At 59.6% G+C, this 7,786-nt stretch carries 6 protein-coding genes; 1 reads left to right on the top strand and 5 read right to left on the bottom strand.

Translation table 11 applies throughout. From position 1 onward, the window contains the following. Window positions 1-197 (bottom strand): hypothetical protein (locus K5E40_RS33745; protein ID WP_221734373.1); only part of this gene is annotated, 197 nt, incomplete at its 3' end. 341 nt (window positions 198-538) lie between these two features. Between K5E40_RS33745 and K5E40_RS33740 the strand changes: the two genes are divergently transcribed. After that, complete coding sequence (locus K5E40_RS33740; protein WP_221734372.1) at window positions 539-1,297, top strand: hypothetical protein; 759 nt, start codon at window positions 539-541, stop codon at window positions 1,295-1,297. Between the two features lie 144 nt (window positions 1,298-1,441). Here K5E40_RS33740 and K5E40_RS33735 read toward each other — a convergent pair whose 3' ends face one another. From K5E40_RS33735 to K5E40_RS33720, 4 genes are all read right to left on the bottom strand, one after another. Further along, entirely contained in the window at window positions 1,442-2,761 is a 1,320-nt protein-coding gene (locus tag K5E40_RS33735; RefSeq protein ID WP_221734371.1) for an MFS transporter, read from the bottom strand. 322 nt (window positions 2,762-3,083) lie between these two features. After that, window positions 3,084-4,415, bottom strand: coding sequence for a sigma-54 dependent transcriptional regulator (locus K5E40_RS33730; RefSeq protein WP_221734370.1), 1,332 nt, complete (start codon window positions 4,413-4,415; stop codon window positions 3,084-3,086). Further along, window positions 4,415-6,175 (bottom strand): ATP-binding protein, encoded by a 1,761-nt coding sequence (locus tag K5E40_RS33725; RefSeq protein ID WP_221734369.1) that lies wholly within the window; start codon window positions 6,173-6,175, stop codon window positions 4,415-4,417. The genes K5E40_RS33730 and K5E40_RS33725 overlap by 1 nt, the downstream gene beginning before the upstream one ends. An 84-nt stretch (window positions 6,176-6,259) precedes the next feature. Further along, on the bottom strand, window positions 6,260-7,786 hold a 1,527-nt coding region (locus K5E40_RS33720), incomplete at its 5' end, for an RHS repeat-associated core domain-containing protein (protein WP_221734368.1).

Below are 7,786 nucleotides of genomic sequence, written 5' to 3'. Positions count from 1 at the left end.
CCGGTGCGGTCGTAGCCGTCTTGGGCGACGGTGGCGGAACCGGTGCGGTCGTAGCCGTCTTGAGCGACGGTGACGGAACCGGTGCGGTCGTAACCGTCGGCGGCAATGGCCGAGCCGGTGCGATCAAAACCGTCGGCTGCAAAGGTGTTGGCGGCCAGTACGGACAGGGTCAGGGCGAGGATCAGTTTGGTTTTCATGTTCGTTACTCCAGATTCGTTGGGGGTGTGTCTTGCATGGGTTGAATGCTACGCCAATAAAATTGATTAAAAAGCGCAAAATAATGCTAAAAACAATCGATTAACTTGATGTTAAGGGCGGCGCTTTTAAATCGCTTACGTCGTTGAAGCAAACGTCGCGCGGGTCATCGATCAGGTAGCAGCAGGATGCAGCGCCAGGATTAATCAGCGATTAATCGCTGTTTTGCCGTTTGTGACAGATTTTTCATGATTTACCGACCGCTTTTTCACCGCTGCAACGCGAGTCTGCCCACGGCCAGAAAACCAAGAACCGGCCGTCACACATTGGAGCGTTACCCGCGATGAATAAACTGCCTCAAATCACCCTGGCTTTTTGGGTCATGAAAATCTGCGCGACGACCCTGGGGGAAACCGCGGGGGATCTGCTGTCGATGACCCTCAATGTCGGCTACGCGATCAGCTCGTTGATTCTGATCAGCGTGTTCGTCCTGACGCTGATCACGCAATTGATGGCCAAGACCTACAAGCCGCTGCTGTACTGGATCGTGATTTTGTCCACCAGCACCGCCGGCACCACCATGTCCGACTTCATGGACCGCACGCTGGATTTGGGTTACGCCACCGGTTCGATGATCCTGATCGCGATTCTGTTGGCGATCTTCTCGGCGTGGCGACTGAGCGGTGACTCGCTCAATGTCAGCAAGGTGCAGACCTTCCGTGGCGAGATGTTCTATTGGATGGCGATTCTGTTTTCCAACACCCTGGGCACCGCGCTGGGGGATTACCTGGCCGACGATTCGGGGCTTGGTTTTGCCGGTGGCGCATTGCTGATCGGCTCGACGATTGCTGTGGTGGTGCTGCTCAAGTACTTCACGAAGATTTCGACGGTGTTGTTGTTCTGGGTGGCGTTCGTATTGACGCGGCCGTTTGGCGCAACGCTGGGCGACTTGATGACCAAGTCTCATGAGAAGGGTGGGCTGGACTTCGGCACCATTGGGTCGTCGGCGGTGCTGGCGGGGATTCTGCTGGCGATGATTGTGGGGGCTTCTTATGCGCAGAAGCGTTATGGCAAACAAGACGCTAGCGCTGAGTTGACTTGATACCGAGTGGCCCCAATCGCTGGCAGCCAGCACCCACAGTGGTCGGTGGTGGTCACAAATGCTGTGTTCACCACCTAACCCTGTGGGCTGGCTTGCCAGCGAAGGTGCCAGCACAGCCACCATTGCAGTGGCTGTGAAACCCGATCAGTCCGTCACGATCCGCGAATGCTTCTGGGTGTCTCTCATGGTGATGTACACCAATAGCGACACGGCGATGCACGCGGTCACGTACCAGTAGTAACCGCTTTCCATGCCAATGCTCTTGAACCACAGCGCGATGTATTCGGCAGTGCCGCCGAAGATCGAGACGGTCAGTGCGTACGGCAGGCCGACGCCCAGCGCACGGATTTCAGTCGGGAACAATTCCGCTTTTACCACGGCGTTGATCGAGGTGTAGCCGCTGACGATGATCAGCGCCGCCATGATCAGGAAGAACGCGCCCCACCAGGTTTGAATGGTGTGCAGGGTCATCAGGATCGGCACGGTGAAGATCGTACCGAGCACGCCGAAGGCGATCAGGATCGGACGACGACCGATCTTGTCCGACAGGCCACCGATGATCGGTTGCAGGCACATGAACAGGAACAGCGTGGCCGCGGAAATGGTGGTCGAGTCGGAGATGCTCATGCCGACGGTGTTCACCAGGTACTTCTGCATGTAGGTGGTGTAGGTGTAGAACGCCAGTGTGCCGCCCATGGTCAGGCCGACCACGGTCAACAGTTCTTTGGGGTGACGCATCAAGGTGCGCATGGCGCTTTCCTTGGCTTTTTCTTTTTTGGTGAACGACTCGGTTTCTTCCATGCCGCGACGCAGGTACAGCGCAACGACTGCGCACAGCGCGCCGATGGCGAACGGAATACGCCAGCCCCACGCGTACAACTGCTCGGTGGTCAGGGTTTGTTGCAGCACGATCAACACGCCCAGCGCGATGAGCTGGCCGGAAATCAGGGTCACGTACTGGAAGCTGGAGAAGAAACCGCGACGTTCCTTGGTCGCCATCTCCGACAGGTAGGTGGCCGAGGTGCCGTATTCACCGCCGACCGACAGGCCCTGCAGCAGACGGGCAAACACCAGCAGGATCGGTGCACCGATGCCAATGGTTTCGTAATTGGGGCTGAGGGCGATGAGCAAGGAGCCAAAGCACATCAGGTAAACCGAGGCCATCAGGGCTTTCTTGCGCCCGACTTTGTCGGCGTACAGGCCCATCAGCCAGCCACCGATCGGGCGCATCAGGAAGCCCACGGCGAAGATCGCGGCGGTGTTCATCAGTTGCGCGGTGGAAGAGCCTGCGGGGAAAAAGGTCTTGGCGAAGTACAGCGAGAAGGCGGCATAGACGTACCAGTCGTACCACTCGACCATGTTGCCGACGGAACCGCTGAAGATCGACTTGATCCGGCTGGCGGTGGTTCGTTCTTTGACCGGCACGGCAGCCGACCCAAGAGGCAGGGCGTTGGAGTTATCCATTGAAGGATCCTTCGTTTAATTGTTTTTGTGGAGCGCGTGTAAACGCAGCCTGTTGGGGCTATAGCAGGAGCTGTGCCAACGGGGAGAGGGCCGGTTTAGAGGGGGTAGCGGGGTTTGTTGAGCGGAAATCCGCTTATGGCTGGTGGGTGGTGAGCGGAAAATTGCTCATTCAGGCGGGTAGATCTTTATTGCCTGTGCCGGCCTCTTCACGGGCAAGCCACGCTTGCACAGGGTTTTGTGCTGAACACAGAAGGTGTGAACACTACCGACCACTGTGGGAGCGGGCTTGCTCGCGAAGTGGCCCGAACCGGCACTGCAAAATTCAGCTGCCTTGAACAAACATCTCCCGAGTCAGCCCATGCCGCTGCATCTTTTCATTGAACGTGCGGCGCGGCAGTTGCAGCTCTTCCAGCACCGCTTTCACATCGCCCTTGTGCCGGGTCAGCGCGGCGCGCAAGCACTGCGCTTCAAACGCCTCCTGCTGCGCTGCCAGCGACTGCCCCGGATCAATTCCCGGTGCCGGCTCATCCAGCCCCAGCACCTGACGTTCAGCAACGTTGGCCAGTTCGCGCACGTTGCCCGGCCAGTCGTGGCTAAGCAGATGACTCAACTGCGCACCACTCAAGGATGCAAAGGTTCGGCCCAGACGCAGAGCGGCATTTTGGGCGAAGGTCTCGAACAGTAAGGGAATGTCTTCGCGGCGATCCCGCAACGGTGGCAGACGCAGCTCGGCAACGTTCAGGCGATACGCCAGGTCTTCGCGAAAGCGTCCGGCACGGGCTTCATCGAGCAAGTCGGGTTTGGTCGCCGCGACGATCCGTAAATCCACGCGGATACTCTGGTTCGACCCCAGTCGTTCAAGCTTTTGCTCTTGCAACACTCGCAGCAACTTCACCTGCTGGGCCAGCGGCATGCTTTCGATTTCGTCGAGAAACAGCGTGCCGCCATCGGCGTATTCGAGTTTGCCGATGCGCTTGCCGGACGCCCCGGTAAACGCGCCGCTCTCATGGCCGAACAGTTCGGCTTCGAACAGCTGTTCAGGAATCGCTGCGCAGTTCAGCGCCACAAAAGGCTTGTCCGCACGCGGGCCGAAATCGTGCAGACAACGCGCCACCAACTCTTTGCCGCTGCCGGTTTCGCCGCGAATCAACACGTTGACCGGCAACGCTGCCAGATCCAGTACCTGCCGGCGTAACGTCTGCAACCCACGGGACACGCCGAGTAACGTCGCATCGAGTTTGGCGCGGTTGTCGGCCTGCTCGTGCAGGGCACGGTTTTCCAGGATTAACCGGCGTTTTTCCAAGGCCCGGCGCAGGCTGCCGAGCAATGTTTCCGGGCTGAACGGTTTTTCCAGAAAGTCGTAGGCGCCGTCGCGCATCGCTTCGACCGCCATCGGCACATCGCCGTGACCGGTGAGCAGAATCACCGGTAAGTCGGCATCGCGGCGCTGCACCTCGGCCAGCAGTTCCAGACCACTGAGACCGGGCATGCGCACATCGCTGAGGACCACTCCGGGAAAGTGCGCGGGCAGTGCGGCGAGGCATTCTTCGGCGCGGCTGAACAGTTGCACCTCAAAGCCCGACAGGCTCAACCACTGCTCGACTGCGCTGCGAATGCTGCTTTCGTCATCAACCACCATTACCGAGTTGAGCATCAGATATGTGCCTCCAGATCGATCGGCACAGACAGGGTGAACACCGCACCGGTCTCGCCATTTTCCACACTCAAACGTCCACCGGACTCATGGACGATCGCGAAGGATACCGCCAGGCCCAGACCCAGACCGTCGCCCACCGGTTTGGTGGTGAAGAACGGATCGAATACCTGGTTCAGATGCTCTGCGGCGATGCCGCCACCATTGTCGCTGACGCTCAGTTGCCACAGTTGCTCATCGGCCTGCAGGCGGATTTCCAGACGCTTGCACGGTTTGCCCTGCATCGCATCGAGCGCGTTGCGCAACAGGTTGATCAGCACTTGTTCCAGACGGATCGCATCACCGCGTACCCACGCCGGACGCGTCAGGTGCAGCACCAGACTGACCTGTTCGTCGCGCAGCCGCGCATCGAGCAGTTGCAGGGACTGATCAACCACCGTCGCCAGATCCAGGCGCTCGCGCAAACCGCCGGGGCTTTTTCTGGCGAAGGTTTTCAGGTGGCCGGTGAGGGCGGCCATGCGCGTGAGCATATCGTCTACCGGTTTGAGTGCCTTATAGGCGTCATCGACCCGGCCATGGTCGAGCAGCAGGCGCAGCGTCGCCAGTTGCATGCGCTGAGCGGTCAGCGGTTGATTGATTTCGTGGGCGAGTGCGGCGGACATCTGGCCCAATGCCGCGAGTTTGGCCGATTGCACCAGACCGTCCTGTGCGGTGCGCAACTCGCGAGTGCGTTCCTCGACCAGTTGCTCCAGCTCTTCACGGTTGCGCTGGCGGATTTTCGACAGGCGCCAGCGCTGGTTGAGAAACAGCAGCAGAAACACCAGCGCCAGCCACACGCCGGCAGCGGCGAGCCCGGCGTTGCGCAGGTCTTCGAACGCCACTTGCGGGCGACGCAAAAGGTGCAGCGTCCAGCCTTCGGCGGCCAGCGGCAGCGATTCCCACAAATAATCTGCTGTGCCTTGCGGACCTTCGACCCGGCGCAGTTCGCTGTTGTCATCGAAAAGGCGTAGCGACAGATGGGTCAGTTGCACCAGCGACTGTTTGTCGTACTGACGGGTGGCCTTGATCTCGGCCAGATCGCTGGCGCTCAACGGTCGCAACGAGCGATAGCGCCAGCCGGGCTGGTTGGCGATGAAAATGATGCCGCGTGCATCGCTGACCAATAGCGTGTCGTTGCCCTGGCTCCATTCGCGTTCAAGTTCGGGGAATTCCAGCTTGACCACCATCGCCCCCAGGAACTCATTGTTATCGCCGAGCACCGCGCTGGAGAGGAAGTAGCCGGGAATCCCGCTGGTCACGCCCACGGCGTAAAAACGCCCGCTGCCCTGGGTACGGGTCTGACTGAAATAGGGGCGAAAACCGTAGTTGTGGCCGACGTAACTGCTCGGCAGCCGCCAGTTGCTGGCAGCCACGGCGAGGCCGGTGTGGTCGAGCAGTTCCAGGGTCGAGGACTGCGCCGCACCGTTGATCTTTTCCAGCTTCAGATTAAGGGCCGCTTGTTCCTCGGCATCGACCGGGCCGGCCAGTGCCGACCGCAATTGCGGGTCCAGCGCCAGCACATCGGGAAGGGCGCGATAGCGGTCGATCAGGGTGTGCAATGAATTGGCGTACAACGCCAGTTGCTGGTTGGCGCGGGTCGCGTCCTCCTCCAGCGCCTGCCGTTCGGCGTGGCGGATGGCCAGAGTGGCCGCGAGCGCGGCACCGGCGATGATCAGCAGGGTATACAACGACAGACGCAAAGTACGGGAAGTCGGCAGCATGCTGGGCAGACGGGTGGCAGGTCGGGCGGGCACGATAGCATGGGCGGGGGTGGACCGGCGCGCTGATCGGAGCGGTCATGGATGTCACACGACGGTTTCGCCGACAGACGCCCGACGAATGAATTTCGTCCGGGGTTTGGGCACGGGCCTGGTCATGGGTTGCGCCATCGGCTGCGCAGCGATGTTGTCCATCATCGCCTGGAGGCGATGGTTCGCTTGCTCTGCTTCACTGAGGTTGTCATGTATTTCCTGGACTGCTTCCAGTCCGTCCTGAATGCCGCGAGATGCCGCCGCTGCCAGACCTGATACTGAGCGGTATGCGTCAGCGATTGAGTGGCCAGCCTCCACCATTTCTGTGAATTCAAGTTGATCCAGCGGGGACATCTCCTTGACCTTTTCCAGCAGCGCCTCTGTGGCTGATTGCCGGATCTGGTTCAGGTTGTCCTGAATGATTTGGGGGATTGTGCCGTTGGCGACATCGTTGGCTCCTTCGGCGACGGCCTGTATGGCATCACGGATGTCAGCAGTGTGTAGGGTTTCTGTCACGCGGATGCCACGCTTGAAAAAGCGGTAACGGACATACGCCGCCCCCAATCCACCCACTAAACCACCGATGAAGCCGCCTATCGTATTGCCGATGACGGGGGCGAATGATCCGGCCACTCCGCCGACGACGCCCCCGACCGTGAACCCCAGACTGAAGGCTCCCATCCCCTTCTTGGAGAAAAGGAAGCGGCGGAAGGTCATGTTGTCACGGATTTCCTGGCTGACATCCGCTTCATCATCAGGACCATCAAATCTGTCGGCAGTGTCATGTACCTGGTTTGCGACACTGGCTGTGGTTCGAAACAGGCTCGCGATCCGATTGAAATCGAACCCCTTTTGTCCATCAGGATCAACGTAAATCATCGGGTTGTTCGACACGAAGGTGTACAGATTCAAACCCTGCACATCGCCGGCAGGATCAGCGCTGATCCAGCGTTGCACCCATGGCGCGTAATAACGGGCGCCGTAGTAATACACACCGCTGGCGTCCATCTCCTTGCCCGAATAGCGAATGAATTTGTAACTGACCTCAATCGCCGATCGGGTAGCCATCCACGCCGTGGCACCAAACGGGTAATAGCCTTCGTGGCTGATCACTTGGGCGTTCTGATCCAGTTCCATCACGCAGGAGCCCAGGTGATCGTCGAGGCTGTAGCGGCGTTGATTGTTTTCGGCGCCTGGCGGGGGATTTTTCGTCCAGTGCAGGCAGTGCACATTGCCAACACTGATGACGTGCAACACCTCGCCATTGTCCTTTGTGCGAATTTCCAGCCCCGGTAAATAGCGCACCTGATGGAAGTGTTCGGCGGCGCCGGTAAAGGTTTCATGACGTTTGAACACCCGCACGCCTTGGCTGTAGTGGTAGTGTTCGGCGTCGTCGCGAGCGTCTTCACGGTGGATCAGCGTCACGCAGGCCAGCTCGTCTCGCACGTTCCATAGCATGTCCCCGGTAGCCAGCGTCTGCAGATTGCCGTGGCGGTCGAACAGCTTGTCGAAGTCAGGGGGCGGGTCGCCCGGTTTCCAGCGCACGCCGCGGTTGCTGGTCGAGTCGATACACATCTGGAC

Source organism: Pseudomonas baetica (assembly GCF_019733355.1).
GTDB classification, from domain to species: Bacteria; Pseudomonadota; Gammaproteobacteria; order Pseudomonadales; family Pseudomonadaceae; genus Aquipseudomonas; species Aquipseudomonas baetica_A.
The sequence above is the reverse complement of the archived record's forward strand: the minus strand, read 5'-3'. Positions and strand labels throughout refer to the sequence as shown.

Bases quoted from the DNA above. Each gene is read 5' to 3' on its own strand.
- K5E40_RS33730 (WP_221734370.1), bottom strand. From the start codon at position 4,415: ATGCTCAACTCGGTAATGGTGGTTGATGACGAAAGCAGCATTCGCAGC.
- K5E40_RS33725 (WP_221734369.1), bottom strand. From the start codon at position 6,175: ATGCTGCCGACTTCCCGTACTTTGCGTCTGTCGTTGTATACCCTGCTG.
- K5E40_RS33735 (WP_221734371.1), bottom strand. From the start codon at position 2,761: ATGGATAACTCCAACGCCCTGCCTCTTGGGTCGGCTGCCGTGCCGGTC.
- K5E40_RS33740 (WP_221734372.1), top strand. From the start codon at position 539: ATGAATAAACTGCCTCAAATCACCCTGGCTTTTTGGGTCATGAAAATC.